The 16,141-nt window shown below is 72.8% G+C and carries 8 protein-coding genes; 6 read left to right on the top strand and 2 right to left on the bottom strand.

The genetic code is table 11. The features are described 5' to 3' along the window. Positions 1-171: 171 nt before the first annotated feature. The 5 genes from ABFJ78_RS47260 to ABFJ78_RS47240 are packed head-to-tail and all read left to right on the top strand — an operon-like array spanning position 172 to position 11,903. The gene (locus tag ABFJ78_RS47260; RefSeq protein WP_436394030.1) at positions 172-5,919 is read left to right on the top strand and encodes an SDR family NAD(P)-dependent oxidoreductase; all 5,748 of its coding nucleotides are present in this window, start codon (positions 172-174) and stop codon (positions 5,917-5,919) included. Next, the gene (locus ABFJ78_RS47255; RefSeq protein ID WP_436394029.1) at positions 5,913-9,749 is read left to right on the top strand and encodes a beta-ketoacyl synthase N-terminal-like domain-containing protein; all 3,837 of its coding nucleotides are present in this window, start codon (positions 5,913-5,915) and stop codon (positions 9,747-9,749) included. Before ABFJ78_RS47260 ends, ABFJ78_RS47255 begins: the two co-directional genes overlap by 7 nt. Continuing rightward, a complete protein-coding gene (locus ABFJ78_RS47250; RefSeq protein WP_436394027.1) occupies positions 9,746-10,036 on the top strand; it encodes an acyl carrier protein in 291 nt (96 codons plus the stop codon). Before ABFJ78_RS47255 ends, ABFJ78_RS47250 begins: the two co-directional genes overlap by 4 nt. Continuing rightward, positions 10,024-10,800, top strand: coding sequence for an alpha/beta fold hydrolase (locus ABFJ78_RS47245; protein WP_436394026.1), 777 nt, complete (start codon positions 10,024-10,026; stop codon positions 10,798-10,800). The genes ABFJ78_RS47250 and ABFJ78_RS47245 overlap by 13 nt, the downstream gene beginning before the upstream one ends. Further along, positions 10,797-11,903, top strand: coding sequence for a glycosyltransferase (locus ABFJ78_RS47240; protein ID WP_436394025.1), 1,107 nt, complete (start codon positions 10,797-10,799; stop codon positions 11,901-11,903). Before ABFJ78_RS47245 ends, ABFJ78_RS47240 begins: the two co-directional genes overlap by 4 nt. Here ABFJ78_RS47240 and ABFJ78_RS47235 read toward each other — a convergent pair. Continuing rightward, positions 11,900-12,733, bottom strand: a complete 834-nt coding sequence (locus ABFJ78_RS47235; protein ID WP_436394024.1) for an ABC transporter permease — start codon at positions 12,731-12,733, stop codon at positions 11,900-11,902. The two genes, ABFJ78_RS47240 and ABFJ78_RS47235, sit on opposite strands and share 4 nt — an antisense overlap. Next, positions 12,730-13,665, bottom strand: coding sequence for an ATP-binding cassette domain-containing protein (locus tag ABFJ78_RS47230; protein ID WP_436394023.1), 936 nt, complete (start codon positions 13,663-13,665; stop codon positions 12,730-12,732). Before ABFJ78_RS47230 ends, ABFJ78_RS47235 begins: the two co-directional genes overlap by 4 nt. 254 nt (positions 13,666-13,919) lie before the next feature. Here ABFJ78_RS47230 and ABFJ78_RS47225 point away from each other — a divergent pair, with 254 nt between their 5' ends. Then, positions 13,920-16,025, top strand: coding sequence for a DUF6801 domain-containing protein (locus ABFJ78_RS47225; protein ID WP_436394022.1), 2,106 nt, complete (start codon positions 13,920-13,922; stop codon positions 16,023-16,025). Positions 16,026-16,141: the final 116 nt, after the last annotated feature.

Here is a 16,141-nt window from a genome sequence, read left to right as displayed (position 1 = left end):
AATGGTATTTTCCGGTTAGAAGCCGTATGATAAAAGTGCTGGTCAGAGCGTTCATCATGCGGTGTTGCGCACTTTCTCACCCTAGCACGAGTATTGCTTTTTCCGGGCCTGGTGCGTTATTCCTGTGATTGGTCTCGTGAAGATCACCCCACCCGCACAGGAGGTCCGCCGATGGCCGAGCTCGTCCCGCCGTCGCACGCTCGACGGCTGCGGTGCCTCGGCATCGGCGACCCCGGCGCGGTGGCCGCCGTCGCGCGCGGCGGGGGTCTCGGGATCCTCGACGGCGCCGATCCGGCCGCGCTCCGGCTCGTCGCGGCGCGGGTCCGGGTGCCCTACGGTGTGCGCACGGACGGCCCGGTGCCCGAGGGTGCCGCCTTCGCCGTCCGCACGACGGCGCCCTGGACCGGCGCGCTCGCGGAGGTGTCCGACGTCGCCACGGCGGCGGAGGCCGTCGCGGGCGGCGCGCTGGGACTTCTCGCCCGTGGCGGCGAACTCAGCGACTTCGTTCTGCTGCAACAGCTTCTGGGTCGGTTCGACGTCCCGGTGTGGGGTCGCGCTGCCGGGCCGCGGACGGCGGTGGGTGCGGTCGCCGGCGGCGCGGCGGGTGTGCTCCTCGAGTCCACTGTGGAAGCGGATGTCCGCCGCGTGGCCGGCGCCCCGGTCCCGGCGGTGACGTCGTCGGATCGGCTCTGCCGGACGTTGGGCAGCGCGCTGCCGGTCGTCCAGGGCCCGATGACGCGGGTGAGCGACCAGCCCGGGTTCGCGGCCGCGGTCGCCGACGCGGGCGGGTTCCCGTTCGTCGCCGTGGCCACGTCGAACGGCGCGCGCACCACGGACCTGCTCACCCGCACCGCCGAGCGGCTCGGCGACCGGCCGTGGGGCGCGGGGATCCTCGGTTTCGTGCCCGACGACCTGCGCGAGGGGCAGCTCGCCGCGATCCGGTCCGTCCGGCCGCGGTGCGTGCTGATCGCGGGCGGGAAACCGGGTCAGGTCAAGGCCCTGGAAGCCGACGGGATCGCGACGTTCGTGCACGTGCCCTCGCCGATCCTGCTCGGCCAGTACCTCGAAGCCGGAGTCCGCCGGTTCGTCTTCGAAGGCGCCGAGTGCGGCGGGCACGTCGGCCCGCGGTCGAGTTTCGAGCTGTGGGAAGAACAACTGGCCGTGCTCGGCGCGGCGAAGGACGTCGAGGTGCTCTTCGCCGGCGGGATCCACGACGCCCGTTCCGCCGCGATGGTCACCGCGATGGCGGCGCCGCTCGACGCGGTCGGCGTCCTGATGGGCACCGCCTACCTGTTCACCGAAGAGGCCGTGGCGCACGGCGCGATCACCGGGCTGTTCCAGGAACGGGCGCTCGCCGCCGACACGACGGTCACCCTCGAAACCGCGCCGGGCCACCGCACGCGTTGCCTGCCGAGCCCGTACACGGCGGAGTTCGAGCAGGTCAAAGCCGGGTTGCGAGACGTGCCCGCGCAGGAAGCCTGGCAGCGGTTGGAAGAGCTGAACACGGGACGGCTGCGCGTCGCGAGCAAGGGCGTCCGCCGGGACGGCTCCCCGCTGGACGAAGAGACCCAGCTCGCCGAGGGGATGTTCATGGCCGGCGAGGTCGCCGTGCTGCGCGATCGAAGGACGACCATCGCCGAGCTGCACCGGGAAGTCACGTCGGGGAAAACCTTTTCCCGGCAGGCGGAACCGGAGCCGCGGGGCAGCCGGGACATCGCCGTCATCGGGATGGCCTGCACGTTCCCCGGGGCACCGGACCTGGAAGCGTTCTGGTCGAACGTCCTGCGCGGCGAGGACGCCGTCACCGAGGTCCCGCCGGAGCGGTGGGATCCCTGTGTCTACTTCGGACAGTCGACGTCGAAGTGGGGCGGGTTCCTGCCTCCGGTGGCGGTCGATCCCTTGGACTACGGCATCCCGCCGTCGGCGATGGGCAGCATCGACCCGGCCCAGCTGGTGTCGCTGGAAACCGCGCGGCGGGCGCTGGCCGACGCGGGGTACGCCTCGCGGGAGTTCGATCGGGACCGTACGAGCGTCGTGTTCGGCGCGGAGGCGGGCGGCGACCTCGCCAACGCGGGCACGCTGCGTTCGCTGCTCGACGGCTACTTGGACGAGGTACCGCCGGAGCTGCTCGCCCAGCTGCCCGAGCCGACCGAGGACACGTTCCCCGGCACGCTCGCCAACGTCATCTCCGGCCGGATCGCCAACCGGCTCGACCTCGGCGGCGCGAACTACACGGTGGACGCGGCGTGCGGTTCTTCCCTGGCCGCGCTGGACCTGGCTTTGAAGGAGCTGCGCGCCGGGACGAGCGAGCTGGTGCTGTGCGGCGCGGTCGACCTGCACAACGGCATCCACGACTACTTGATGTTCACGTCGGCGGGCGCGTTGTCGCCGACGGGCCGCTGCCGCCCGTTCGACGCGGCGGCCGACGGCATCGCGCTCGGCGAGGGGGTGGCGTGCCTGGTGCTGAAGCGCCTGTCCGACGCCGAACGCGACGGCGACCGGATCTACGCGGTGGTCAAGGGCGTGGGCGCGGCGAGCGACGGCAAGGCTTTGGGGTTGACCGCGCCGCGTCCGGAGGGACAGCACCGGGCGCTGGAACGGGCCTACCGCGACGCGGGTGTGTCCCCTGTGGACGTCGGGCTGGTGGAGGCGCACGGAACGGGCACGGTGGTCGGCGACGCGACCGAGCTGCGCACGCTGACCGGGTTCTTCTCGGCGGCGGGGGCCGCGCCGGGATCGTGCGTGCTGGGGTCGGTGAAGAGCCAGATCGGCCACACGAAGTGCGCGGCGGGCCTGGCGGGGCTGATCAAGGCGGCGCTGGCGTTGTGGCACGAGGTGGTGCCGCCGACGCTGCACCTGACCGCGCCGAACGCGGCGTGGGAGGCGGAGACGAGCCCGTTCACGTTCACGACTTCGGCCCGGCCCTGGGCAGAGCCGGCGAGGCTGGCGGGGGTGAGCGCGTTCGGCTTCGGCGGGACGAACTTCCACGCGGTGCTGGGCGCGGGCCCGGTGGCCCCGGATCGGCGGCACGGGTTGAGGGACTGGGCCCCGGAGGCCGAGGAGGCATTGGCGGACCTGCAGCGCGCGGTGGCCGAGCGGCCGGCGCGGGCCGATGCCCATCCCGGCAAGGTCGCCTTCCTCTTCCCCGGCCAGGGCAGCCAGCGCACCGGCATGCTCGCCGAGCTCTTCGTCCACTTCCCCGAACTCGCCGACTACCTCCGCCTCGCCCCCGACGTCGCCGCGAAAGCGTTTCCCCCACAAGCCTTCGACCGCACCGAAGCCCAAGAACGAGCCCTCACCGACACCCGCGTGGCGCAACCCGCGCTCGGGCTCGTCGAAACCGCCGTCGCCAAGCTCCTCGAACAAACCGGTGTCCGGCCGGACTTCCTCGCCGGGCACAGCTACGGCGAACTCGTCGCGCTCTCCGTCGCCGGGGCCTTCGACACCGAGACCCTCCTGCGCCTCAGCCGGGCCCGCGCGAACTCCATCGCCGACGTCGCCGAGCCCGGGACCATGGCCGCCGTCAAGGCACCGCGGGATCGGCTAACCCCCACCCTGATCGGCCCGGACGTCGTCGTCGCCAACCACAACGCGCCCGAACAGGTCGTCCTCTCCGGACCGGTCGCGGCCGTCGAACGCGCGATCCGGCGGCTGCGCGAGATCGGCGTCAGCGCCCAGCGGATCCCCGTCGCCTGCGCCTTCCACAGCCCGCTGGTCGCCAAGGCCGGGGACCTCTTCGCCTACGAACTCGCCCGGGAACCGATCCTCGCCCCGCGGCTGCCGGTGTGGTCGAACCGCACCGCGAAACCGTACGCGGGCGACGTCAAGAGCGAACTCGCCGCGCAGATCGGCGCGCCCGTGCGGTTCCTCGACCAGATCGAAGCGATGTACGACGCCGGCGCGCGGACGTTCGTCGAGGTCGGGCCGGGACGCGTGCTCACCCGGCTGGTCAAGGAGATCCTCGGCGACCGCCCGCACACCGTCGTCGCGTGCGGTCCCGGCCTCACCGCCTTCCTGACCGCGCTGCGAAAACTCGCCGACGCCGGGGTCGACGTCCGCACCGAACGCCTTACCAGGAACAGCCGCCCGGCACCGGCCCCGACCGCCTGGGCCGTCGACGGGCGGTCCGCCCGCGCCCCCGGCGCCGAAGCGCCCGCCCTGCCCCCGGCCCGACGAATCCGGAGTTCCGCCATGACCCAGCCCGCTCCCGGCCGCGACCAGGCCGTCGTCGACTTCCTGCGCACCACCCGCGAACTCGTCGCCGCGCAGCGGGAGGTGATGCTCGGCTACCTCGGCAGCGCCCCCGCGCCCGTCCCCGTCAGCCAAGAGCCCGTCCGGATTCCGGAACCGCAACCTGAACGACAGCCCGAACCGGAGCCCGAAGCCGACGTCCTCACCACCGTGATCGGCGTGATCAGCGAACGCACCGGCTACCCGGCCGAGATGATCGCCGGCGACCTCGACCTCGAAGCCGACCTCTCCATCGACTCGATCAAGCGCACCGAGATCGCCGGGACGCTGCTGGGCCGCCTCGGCCTCCCCGCCGACGACCGCACCGACCAGCTCAGCCGCGACCGCACCGCGAACGCCCTGACCGCGCACCTGGAGGGCTGGCTGAACCCGACGCCGGCCGCGGCCGCGCCCACGCGGTACCGGCTCGAGCGGGTGCCCGTGCCGCTCGACCCCGATCCCGGCCGGCTGCGCGGCAAGTCCGTCGCGATCATCGGCGACGACGAGTCCGTGCGCGCCGCGTTCATCGGAGCCGGCGCCGAGATCGTCACCGAGAACGCCGATATCACCGTCATCCTCGCCTCGGACGTCCCGGAAGTGTTCACCCGCCTCAAAAACGCCAAGGGCACGGTGCTCGTCGCGGCGAAGCCGGGCACGCCGGGCCTGCGCGGCCTGGTCCGCTCGGCCGCGCTGGAACGCGGCGGCGTGACGCGGCTCGTCGAGGTCACGCAAGACGTCGCCAAAACCCTCGTCGACGAGGCCCTCAGCGACGGCCCCTCGGTGGTCGGCCACGACGAGACCGGCCGCTTCACGATCGAGCCGCGGCCGGCGGACCTCCCGTCGATCGCCTACTCCGGCGCCGGGCCGGGCGGCGGGGAACTCGCCGCGCTCGGCCTCGGCCCGGACTCCGTCGTCCTGCTGGTCGGCGGGGCGCGCGGGATCGCCGCCCGCACGGCGGTGGCGTTCGCCGCCTCCGGCTGCCGGCTCGAACTCGCCGGGCGGACGCCGTGGCCGGGCGAGCCGGACGACCTGCCGCAAGACCCCACGGCGATGCGCGCGGTGCTGGCCGGGCGCGGCGGCTCGGTCGCCGAGATCGAACGACGCGTGCGGACCGTCCTGGCCCAGCGCGAGATCGGCCGCACCCTCGACGAGATCCGTGCCGCGGGCGGAGAAGCCGGCTACACCTCGCTCGACGTGCGCGACCCCGACGCCGTGCGCCGCCTCGTCAAGAACCTGCCCAGCCGCCTGGACGGTGTCGTGTTCGCGGCCGGCGTCATCGACGACAAGCTCATGGCGGACAAGGACGAGGCGTCGTTCCGGACCGTGTACGAGACCAAAGTGGACGGCGCGCGGGTCCTGCTCGACGCGCTCGACGCCGAACCCGGGTTCGTCGCGTTCTTCGGCAGCATCGCCGCGGTGCTCGGCAACCGCGGCCAGACGGACTACGCCGCCGCGAACGACGCCCTGGAAGCACTCGCGAAGAGCCGGCCCGGCCGGGCCGTGACCGTCCACTGGGGACCGTGGGCACCCGCGGCCGACCACAGCGGCATGGTGTCCCCGGAACTCGCGCGCGAGTACGAGCGCCGGGACATCAGCCTGCTCGACGCGGACGCGGGCACCGCCGCCCTGCTGCGCGAACTCGCCTACGGCACGGACCGCGCCGTCCTCTACACGGCGTCGCTGTGGTGAGCCAGGAGCCGGTCGCCATCGTCGGCATGGGCGTGTTCCTGCCCGGCGCGTCCACAGTGGACCAGTACTGGCGCAACCTCGTCGGCGGCGTCGACGCCGTCACCGAGATCCCGGCGCACCGCCGTGACCCGGAGTTCCACGGCCACGACGGCACCGCGCCGGACCGCACCCACGGCCGTCGCGGCGGGTTCGCGCCCGACCTCATCGAGTTCGACCCGATCGCCCACGGCGTCCCGCCGACGTCCTTGGAAGGCACCGAGCCGGACCAGCTGACGGCGCTGGCCGTCGCCGTCGACGCCGTCGAGGACGCCGGTGGCCTCGGCCGGCTCGGCGACCCCGAACGGATCGGCGTCGTGCTCGGCCGCGGCGGCTACCTCTCACCCGGGTTGCAGGGCTTCGACCAGCGGGTCCGCACGGTCCGGCAGATCACCCGCACGGTCGGCGAGCTGCTGCCGTCGGCCGGCCCGGACGTCCTCGACCGGCTGCGGACGGCGCTGCTCGAACCGCTCGGGGAGTTCCGGCCGGAGACCGCCGCCGGGCTGGTGCCGAACCTCGCCGCGGCCCGCGTCGCCAACCGGCTCGACCTCGGCGGCCCGGCGTACACGGTGGACGCCGCGTGCGCGTCTTCGCTGGTCGCGGTCGACCAGGCGATCGGCGAGCTGACCCGGCACCGCTGCGACGTCGTCCTCGCCGGTGGGGCGCACCAGACGCACGACGACACGCTCTGGTCGCTGTTCACGCAGCTCGGCGCGCTGTCGCCGAGCCAGCGGATCAGCCCGCTCTCCCGCGTGGCCGACGGCATGCTCATCGGCGAGGGCACCGCGCTCGTCGTGCTCAAGCGGCTGGCCGACGCGCGACGCGACGGCGACCGCGTGTACGCCGTGATCCGTGGCAGTGGGACGTCGAGCGACGGGCGCGGCGCGAGCCTGCTGAGCCCGTCCGTCGCCGGTCAGACCCTCGCGTTGCGGCGGGCCTGGGAAGGGCGGGACCCGGCGGAGATCGGCCTGCTGGAGGCCCACGGCACGGCGACACCCGCCGGTGACGCCGCCGAGCTGACCACCGTCGCCGACGTCTTCGGCCAGGCCGGCGGGGCGCGGTCGGTGATCGGCTCGGTCAAGTCGATGATCGGGCACACGCTGCCGACGGCCGGGGTCGCCGGCCTGGTCAAGGTGGCGCTCGCGCTGCACCACGGGGTGCTGCCGCCGACGCTGCACTGCACCGACCCGAACCCGCTGCTGGACAAGACGCGGTTCCGCGTGCTGGCCGAGGCCGAAGAGTGGGGCACGCTGCCGCGGGTCGGCGCGGTCAACGCGTTCGGCTTCGGCGGCGTCAACGCGCACGTCGTGCTGGAGGCCGGGGACCCGGCGCCGAGGCGGCGGGTGCGCGTCGAGGAACCGGAACGCGTGCTGCGGCTGGCCGCGAACACGCCCGAGGAACTGCTGGAGCGCCTCGACCGGCCCGGCGAAGGCGACGGGCCCTGCCGGATCGGGATCGTCGGCCCGGACGAGCGCAAGCTGGTCACGGCCCGCAAGGTGCTCGCCAAGGTGGCGGCCGAGGGCCGGTCGTGGCACGGCGGCGGCGACGTCTGGTGCTCGGTCGACCCGCTGCTGCCGGCCGGCAAGGTCGCGTTCGTCCATCCCGGACTCGAGGACGGCGCCGAGCCACGGATCGAAGACGTGGCCAAGCACTTCGGGCTGGACCGTCCACAGTGGTCGACGGCGAGCGTGCTCGACCGCGCGGCGAGCGTGTCGGCGAGCGGGCTGCTGCTCGACCAGGCCCTGCGGCGGCTGGCGATCCGGCCGGACGCGCTCGCCGGGCACAGCGTGGGCGAGTGGACCGCGATGCAGTCCGCCGGGATGTACCGGGCGGTGCCGGACCTGCTGGAACGGTATTGGCCCGACGGGTTCGAGCTGCCGGACGCGGACTACCTGGTGCTGGGCTGCCCGGCCGCGCGCGTGGCCGGCCTGCTGCCGGACGACCTCGTCGTCTCGCACGAAAACGCGGCGAAGCAGACGATCGTGTGCGGCCCGCCGGAGTCCGTCGCGAAGTTCGGCGAGACCTGCCGCGGCCTCGGGATCGTGGCCCGGACGCTGCCGTTCCGGTCGGGCTTCCACACCCCGCTGATGCGGCCGTACCTCGCGCCGTTCGCCCGGCTCGCCGCGGACCTGAACCTGCGGGAGCCCGCGCTGCCGGTGTGGTCGGCGACGACGGCGCGGCCGTACCCGGCCGAGCCGGACGCGGTCCGCGAGCTGTACCTCGTGCACCTGATCCGCCCGGTCCGGTTCCGCGCGCTGACCGAAGCGCTGCACGACGCCGGGTTCCGCGCGTTCGTGCAGGTCGGCGCCGGGCAGCTCGGCTCGTACGTCACCGACACGCTCGGTGAGCGGCGGCACCTGGTCGTCGCCGCCGCGTCCGGCACCCGGTCCGGGCTCGCGCAGCTGCGCCGCGTCGCGACCGCGTGGTGGGTGGAAGGCGGCAGCCCGGACTTCGAAGCGCTCGAACCGCGGCGGATCCGGCTTCGCACCGGGAACTCCCTGCTGTCACTGGGAGAATCGGCCCGCGGCCTGCTCGACGACCGCGCGGTGCCGGAGCTGCCGGCCGGGGTGCCGGACGCGATCGTCGCCGAGTTCACCGCGCTGCTCACCGAGACCCGCCAGACCGCGGCGGACGTCGTCGCGGCGGCCGCGCGCCGACGCGTCGAGTCCACGGTGGACGTCTCGCTGGCCGCGATGCCGTACCTGCGCGACCACCGGTTCTTCCGGCAGCGGGACGATTGGCCCGACGAGTCCGACTCCCGGCCGGTGGTCCCGGCGACGACGCTGGTGGACCTCGCCTGCCGGACCGTCGAACGCGCCTGGCCGGGCACGACGGCGGTCGCGGTGCGGGACGCGGTGTTCTCGCGGTGGCTCATCGCGTCCCCGGCGCAGCGGGTGCCGCTGGTGATGAGCCGCGAGGGTGACCGCGTGACCGTCGAGATCGGACCGTACGCGCTGATGACCGTCGAGCTGGGGACGTACGCGCCGCCGCCGTCGCGGACCGCGGTGCCCGGCCCGGAGACCGCGCCCCCGTTGAGCGCGGCCGAGATCTACGCGCGGCGCGAGATGTTCCACGGGCCCTCGTACCAGGGTCTGGCCCGGCTGACCGGGCTCGGCGAGCAGCACATCCGCGGCGAGCTGGTCGTCCCGGAAGCGCCCGGCGGGCTGCTCGACAACGTCGGCCAGCTGCTCGGCTGCTGGCTGATGGCCACCCGGCCCGACGGCCTGCTCGCCTTCCCGCGGTCGATCGGCAGGCTCACCTGGCACGGGCCGGAACCCGAGCCCGGCACGCGGCTCGAGTGCCTCGTGCGCGTCCGGCTGCCGCGGCCCGACGTCCTGGAAATGGCCGCCGAGCTGGTGCGCGACGGGCGGGTGCTGGCCAGCATCGAGGGCTGGCGGGACGTCCGGTTCCCCTGCGACCGCGCGGCCCACCGCGTCTACGCGTTCCCGGCGGAGAACCTCCTGTCCGAGCGGCGGGACGACGGCTCGGTCGCGGTCACCGACCGCTGGCCGACGGTCGCCGCGCGGGACATTTACGCCGGCGTCTACCTCAGCGCCGAAGAACGCGCCGAGTTCGCCGCCGTGCCCCCGCGCCGAGCTCGCGGCTGGCTGCTCGAACGCATCGCCGCGAAGGACGCCGTCCGGGCCCGGCTCGCCGAACCCGTCTACCCGGCGGAAATCCGCGTCCACGCCGACGGCCGGGTGTCCGGCCGCGGCCGCGCACTCCCGGACTTCGCCGTCACGGTCGAACTGTCCGGGGACACCGCCACCGCACGACTCAGGAGCACGCCATGACCATCGACCACGCGTCCGCAGTCTTCGACGTCGTCGCCGAGCTGCTGACCCAGCTCACCGGCGACGTCGAGGTGCTCGGCATCGAGATCACGCCGAGCACGACGTTCCACGAGGACCTGCAGCTGGAGAGCATCGACCTGGTGACCTTCGCGAGCATCCTCGCCGAGCACTTCGGCGCGGACGTCAACCTCGCCGAGTACCTGGCGGAGAAGGACCTCGACGACGTCATCGGGCTGACCGTCGGCGACATCGCCCGGTTCGTGGGGGAGCGCACGTGCCCACGATGACCGTGAACGGGCTGCGCACCAACGTGCAGCTCGTGCCCGCCGGCGGCACCGAGACCGTGGTGTTCCTGCACGGCATGGGGACCGACAGCCTGGCCAGCTTCTACCTGACGCTGGCCCCGCCGGTCGCGGCCGCCGGCATCGACGTGATCAGCTACGACCTGCGCGGGCACGGCAAGACCGAGCGCCCGGAGCGCGGTTACACGCTCGGGGACTTCGTCGCCGACCTCGACGACCTGCTGCGGCAGCTCGGCGTCGACCGGCCGGTGCACCTGGTGGGCAACAGCTTCGGCGGGACGCTCGCCTACAGCTACGCCGTGGCCAATCCGTCCCGGGTCCGCAGCATCGTGTGCATCGAGTCCGAGCCGGCGACCGAGGTGTGGGCGGACAAGATGAGCCAGATCCTCGCGCACACCGTGAAGTTCCTGCAGGTGGAGGCGAGCTTCGACTGGATCGAGGCGAACTTCAGCGCCCACCACCGGCGCCTCGCGCGGATGGCGGCCGAGCGGATCACGTCGACGAAGATGGCCGAAGAGGTACCGCTCGGGCCGCTGCTGACGTGGGAGCAGGTGGCGGCGATCGGCTGCCCGGTGCTGTCCATTCTGGGCAGTCACGGCTACCAGGCCGACGACCTCGAAGCGCTTACGTCGATGCTGCCGCACGGCGAGCTGCACGTGTTCGAGGGGCAGGGGCATTCGGTGCTGGTGGAGCAGCACCGGGAGGTGCGCGAGCTGGTGCTCAAGTGGGTCGAACGGCACGCGGCGTGAGGTTCCTGCTGGTCGTGCCGCCGCTGGCCGGGCACGTGGCGCCGTTGCGCGGGGTGGCTTCGGTGCTGTCCGCGCGGGGCCACGAGGTGGCTTGGTGCGGTCCGTGCCCGGAACTGTCCACTTTGGTCTCCGGTCCGGTCTTCCCGGCTGGGGACTCGGGGCCGTTTTCGCTGGCGCTGCGGCCACCTGAGCTGCGCGGGTTCGCCGCGTTGAAGTACCTGTGGGAGTCGTACCTGGTTCCCCTGGCGGACGCGATGGTGCCGGGGGTGGCCTCGGCGGTTCGGTCTTTTGCGCCTGATGTGGTGGTGGCGGACCAGCAGGCGATGGCGGGAGCGCTGGTGGCCGCGCGGTGCGGGCTGCCGTGGGCGACGTCGGCGTCGACGTCGACCGAGCTGGCCGACCCGCTGGGCTCGCTGCCGAAGATCGCGTCCTGGGTGGGTCGATTGCAGGCCGGGCTGCGCGCCCGTCACGGCGTGTTGCTCGGCGACCTGCGGTTTTCGCCGCACCTGGTGCTGGCGTTCACGACCCGGGCACTGGCCGGCGACTCCCGGCTGGCGGTGCCGGTGTCGTACGTCGGCCCGGCGCTGCCCGCGGCTTCGGGCGAATGGTCTCCTGTGGACGATCGGCCGCTGGTCGTGGTGACGCTGGGCACGTCCAATGCTTCGGCGGGGGCGCGGTTCCTCGCCGAGAGCGTGGACGCGCTGGCCGGGATGCCTTCCGTGCAGGGGCTCGTCGTGGACCCTTCCGGTGGGCTGGTCAGTGAGAACGTGTCGTTGGCTCGCCGGATTCCGCAGGTGGCGGTGTTTTCGCAGGCGTCGGTGGTGGTTTGCCACGGCGGGCACAACACGGTGTGCGAGGCGCTGTCGGCCGGGGTGCCGCTGGTGGTGGCCCCGATCCGGGACGACCAGTCGATGCTGGCCCAGCAGGTCACGGCCGCCGGCGCGGGCGTCCGGATCCGGTTCGACCGTGCCAAGGCGGCGGACATCCGCAAGGCGATCGAGTCGGCCGAGGCATTCCGGCCGGGCGCGGCAAAGATCCGCGAGTCTTTCGAGGCTGCCGGTGGCGCGGAAGAGGCGGCCACGCACCTGGAGGCGCTGGGCTAAGCGCGGTTGCGGAAGGTGCGGGCCGCCAAGAACGAGCCCGCCACCGCCGCCACCGCGGCGATCACCAACGCCGTCAGGACCGACCAGCCGATCGGGCGGGCCAACGCCAACGCCCGCGTCGCGTCGATCGCGTACGTCAGCGGGTTCACCGCCGACACCGCGCGCACCCACGCCGGCATCGTGTCCAAGGGCATGTACGCGCTCGAGGAGAACATCAGCGGGAACATCACCACGAACGACGCCGCCTGCAGCGTTTCCGCCTTGCGCAGCCAGGTCGTGATCGCCACGAACACCCAGCTCAGGCACCAGCCCACCACCAACGTCAACACCAACGCGAGCCCGAGGCCGAGGACTCCGCCCGCCGGGCGGAACCCCAGGAACACCACGCTCGCCAGCGCCGTCACCACCAGCTGGACCCCCAGCCGCGCCGAATCCGCCAGCGTGCGGGCCACCAGCACCGAGAACAGCGAGATCGGGAGGCACCGCAGCCGGCCGGTGAAGCCGCCGTAGATCTCGGCCAGCAGCCCCGCGCCCGAGCTCATCGCCGTCGTCATCGCGATGTTCACCAACGTCGCCGGCACCAGGAAGTTCACGTAACCCTGGTACGCCGCCACCCCCGGCAGCGCCCCGACGCCGCTGAACACCTGGCTGAACAACAGAAGCAGCACCACCGGCTGCAACAGTCCGAAGAAGACCAGCCGCCGGTCGCCGAACGCCGTGCGCAGCGAACGAGCCGCCAGTACGCGAACCTGGGTCCAGAAGCCGGATTCCGGCCACGCCGCCGGGTCGGCGATCGCGGCCACCGCCGCGTGGTGCCGGGCCTGCGTCACGACGCCACCGCCGTCCGGTGCAGCGAAAGGTAGACGTCGTCGAGCGTCGGCTCGGTCACCGTCAGGTCGCGCAGCGGCGCGCCGGCCGCGTCGAGCGCACGCACCAGCACCGGGATGTCGCCCGGGCCGCTCAGCGGCACCGACAGCACCAGCCCGGTGCGGCCGGCCGCCAGCCCCAGGCGCGCCAACGCGTCCACCGCGCGCCGCAGCGCCAGTTCGGTGCCGAACGTCAGCGTCGCCGTCCGGTTGCCGAGCCGCGCCTTGAGCTGCGACGGCGTCCCCGACACCGTGATGTGGCCGAACCCGAGGACGACGACGTGGTCGGCCAGCCGGTCGGCCTCTTCGAGGTACTGGGTGGTCAGCACGACCGTCGTGCCCCGCGCGGCGAGGCCTTCGACGACCGACCACAGCCCGGACCGGCTGACCGGGTCGAGGCCGGTCGTCGGCTCGTCGAGGAACAGCACCTGCGGCGCGCCGACGAGGCCCGCGGCCAGGTCCAGCCGCCGCCGCATGCCCCCGGAATACGTGCCCGCCGGCCGGTCGGCCGCGTCCTCCAGGCCGAACGACGCGATCAGCTCGGCCGCGCGCGCCTGCGCCTGCCGCGGCTTCGCGCCCAGCAACCGGGCGATCAGCACGAGGTTCCCGCGCCCGGACAGCGCGTCGTCGACCGCGGCGAACTGCCCGGTCACCCCGATCCGACGCCGGACCGCGCGTCCGCGCTGCACGACGTCGTAGCCGCACACGCGGGCGCTGCCGGCACTCGGCCGGACGCGCGTGCTGAGGATGTCGATCAGCGTGGTCTTCCCGGCGCCGTTGTGGCCGAGGACCGCCAGCACCGCGCCGCGGGCGACGCTGAGGCTGATCCCGGCGAGCGCGGTGACTTCGCCGTAGGTCTTCGCGAGGTCCGTCACGGCGATGACCGGCTGGTTCATGGCCGCTCCTTTCCCTGCCCGCGAAAAGGTATCGGGAAACGGCCGATCCGGGCAAGAAGATCGCCGCCATTCGCCGGGCGCGTGACAATTTTCGCGACGCCGGATAGCACGCACGTGACAAGGGCTGACCTGCGTGACCCTTCAGGCGGAGGCCGCTCCCATGCGCGTGACAAAGAATCCGGCGTCGCTTGTTAACGCGGTTTTGCGGAGGTACTTTTCGCTGAAATTACCCCCATTCCCCGAGGTGACGATCCGTGAAGTTTTCGTGGAAGTCGAGAAAGCCCGCCTACGGCCTCGCCGTCGCGACCGTCGCCGGCGTCGCGGCGACCGTCGCGCTGGTCGGGGCGGGGCCGACCCAGGCCGCGCCGGTGAGCCTGACGCTGAACTACAACTGCCCGTTCCCGCTGATCGGCGACCAGGTGCTGTCGGTGAAGATCGACACGAACCTGCCGGACAACGCCGTCGCGGGCGCCTCGTCGACCCCGATCACCTTCGACGTCGACGTCACCGTCCCGGAGACCGCGACCGAGGGCCTGGCGCTGGTCGGCGCCACGTCGCTCGACGGCTCGGCGAAGGCCGCGGCCGTGCTCAAGTACCCGGTCGACAAGACGCTGAACCTGAACCTGCCGCTGACCATCGCCTCGACGCCGGTCCCGCCGTCGGGCGCGTTCCACGTCAAGAGCAGCGGCAAGGCGCCGGCCGTGACGTTCCCCAGCCCGGGCACCGCGTCGGTGACGGTCGGGAACTTCAGCACGACGATGACCCCGCGCACGGCGGACGGCCAGCCGACCGACCTCGGCACGTTCACCTCGGACTGCGTCGCCGTCCCGGGCCAGAACCAGCAGCTGGGCACGTTCGAGATCAAGCCGGCGGGCGGCACCACGACGCCGACCACCCCGACGACGCCGACCACGCCCACGACCCCGACGACCGAGCCGACGACTCCGACCACGGAGCCGACGACGCCGACGACTCCGACGACTCCGACGACGGAGCCGACCACGCCGACGACGGAGCCCACGACTCCGACGACGGAACCGACGACTCCCACGACGGAGCCGACCACGCCGACGACCGAGCCGACGACTCCCACGACGGAGCCGACGACGCCGACGACGGAGCCCACGACTCCGACCACTGAGCCGACGACGCCGACGACGGAACCGACGACTCCGACCACTGAGCCGACGACGCCGACGACGGATCCGACGACTCCCACGACGGAGCCGACGACGCCGACGACGGAGCCGACCACGCCGACGCCGGAGCCCACGACTCCGACGACGGAACCGACGACGCCCACGACCGAGCCGACGACGCCGACGACGGAGCCCACGAGTCCGACGACTGAGCCGACGACGCCGACGACGGAACCGACGACTCCGACCACTGAGCCGACGACGCCGACGACGGAACCGACGACTCCCACGACGGAGCCCACCACGCCGACGACGGAGCCCACGACTCCGACCACTGAGCCGACGACGCCGACGACGGAACCGACGACTCCGACCACTGAGCCGACGACGCCGACGACGGAACCGACGACGCCCACGACCGAGCCGACGACGCCGACGACGGAACCGACGACGCCCACGACCGAGCCGACGACGCCGACGACGGAACCGACGACGCCCACGACCGAGCCGACGACGCCGACGACGGAGCCCACGACTCCGACGACTGAGCCGACGACGCCGACGACGGAACCGACGACTCCGACCACTGAGCCGACGACGCCGACGACGGAACCGACGACTCCCACCACTGAGCCGACGACCCCGACGACGGAGCCCACGACCCCGACCACCGAGCCGACCACGTCGACGACCCAGCCGACCACCCCGCCGGGTGGCATCGAGGTCAAGTACACGGTCAAGGGCAAGTCGACGATCAAGCAGCTGCACGCCACCCTGCCGCTCGGCCCGGGCACCCTGGACGCCAAGCTCGACGCCGCGTCCGGCAAGTTCGGCGCCCAGCTCGCGCTGCCGAAGTCCGACGTGGACTTCCGCGTGCTCGGCTTCATCCCCGCCTCCGCCACGGTGAAGCTGAACCAGGTCGGCGCGATCAACGGCACCCTCACCGGCGGCGCGGTCAAGGCGAACGCGCAGGTGGACGTCCAGCTCACGAAGGTCCGCGTGTTCGGCTTCCCGATCCTGTCGTCGAACTCCTGCCACACGGTGCAGCCGGCCGACGTGCCGCTGACGTCGGCGGCCGGGTTCGACCCGCTCAAGGGTGGCAAGCTCACCGCGACCTACGGCATCCCGCAGTTCACCGGCTGCGGCTTCCTGACCGGCCTGATCACCGGCATCACCTCCGGTCCGGGCAACAAGCTGGAAGTGAACCTGACCAAGAAGTGAAGTTGTGACGCGGCGTGGAAAAACCGCGCCGCGCACCACTGAGCGGCGTGACAAGAACTGCGGATTCCTTGTGTGACAACGGGAATCGTGAGTAACTACGAACCATGAGGAACTAC

Source organism: Amycolatopsis sp. MEPSY49, from assembly GCF_051337345.1.
GTDB lineage: Bacteria > Actinomycetota > Actinomycetes > Mycobacteriales > Pseudonocardiaceae > Amycolatopsis.
Note: the sequence above shows the minus strand (reverse complement) of the source record. Positions and strands in the feature narration are given on the sequence as shown.